Source organism: Undibacterium sp. GW821-FHT11B02 (assembly GCF_058808955.1).
The window spans coordinates 1-1,020 of record NZ_JBXASD010000034.1 but is presented as its reverse complement, the minus strand read 5'-3'; the positions used below and the strand labels follow the sequence as shown (position 1 = coordinate 1,020).

Annotated in this window: 2 protein-coding genes; both read right to left on the bottom strand. The window is 47.6% G+C overall.

The features are described 5' to 3' along the window. A partial coding sequence (locus AC1RVX_RS29990; RefSeq protein WP_493220242.1) for an ExbD/TolR family protein occupies positions 1-323 on the bottom strand: 323 nt, incomplete at its 3' end. Positions 324-569: 246 nt separating this feature from the next. After that, the gene (locus AC1RVX_RS29985; RefSeq protein ID WP_493220243.1) at positions 570-1,004 is read right to left on the bottom strand and encodes an ExbD/TolR family protein; all 435 of its coding nucleotides are present in this window, start codon (positions 1,002-1,004) and stop codon (positions 570-572) included. Between the last annotated feature and the right edge of the window lie 16 nt (positions 1,005-1,020).

Sequence of the window (1,020 nt, the reverse complement as noted above, 5' to 3'; positions counted from 1 at the left end):
GGACGCAAATGCACTTCTGGCTGGTCTGCTGCGGTTGCCACAGCCAGCAGTTTGCTTTCCAGCTCTGCATGATTAACCGCCACACCATCCCACAGGACCGTACCATCAAAGTCCACATCGATATTGACCACGATCGGTTCTGTCAATGGCTTGGACTGACTATTGGTCGGCATATTCAGATTCACTGCATGATTCTGAATAGGAATGGTAATAATCAACATGATGATCAGTACCAGCATGACGTCAATCAATGGCGTCATGTTCATCTCTATCATCACTTCCGGATCAGCCGAAGCACCGCCGGAACCTATTTGCATACCCATAATGCTTCCTTTATGAATCACTTATTCACATCACGAATGATTCGGAATCTGAATAAAAAATCAAACTTCAAGACCATACATCTTTACCACAAAGACACAAAGTGACAGAGGAAAAAAGAGATAAGAGCCAAGTAACTAAAGCATATTCACTTCTTTCTTTCCCTGCCTGCTTAAGAATTACTCTCTGCCCTTCTCTGTGTCTCTGTGCCTCTGTGTTGAGAGATCTCAGGTCTTTATCAATTGCGCTTAGTTCCGTGGTGGCGGTTCAATCACAAAGCCGACCTTGGCGATGCCTGCCCGTTGTGCCGTCAAGATAGTCTTGCCGACAAATTCATAACGGGCGTTCTGGTCACCACGGATGTGCAGTTCCGGCTGCGGTACCTTCACCGCTTCCACTTTCAATTTCTCAAACAGGGCATCCGTGCCTCCGAGCGGCTTCATGCTGCCGTTCCAGTACAGATCACCATCCTTGTTGATCGACAAGGTGATGTTTTCCGGTTTGGTTTTGTAAATGACGTTGTGTTCTGCCGGCAGCTTGAGTTTCACCGTATCCGTAATCACCGGGGTGGTGATCAGGAAGATGATCAGCAAGACCAGCATGACGTCGACCAGCGGGGTGGTGTTGATGGTGCTGTTGACTTCGTCTTCGCCATCACCATCATTGCCAATTGCCATTGCCATAATGTGTTCTCTTTCA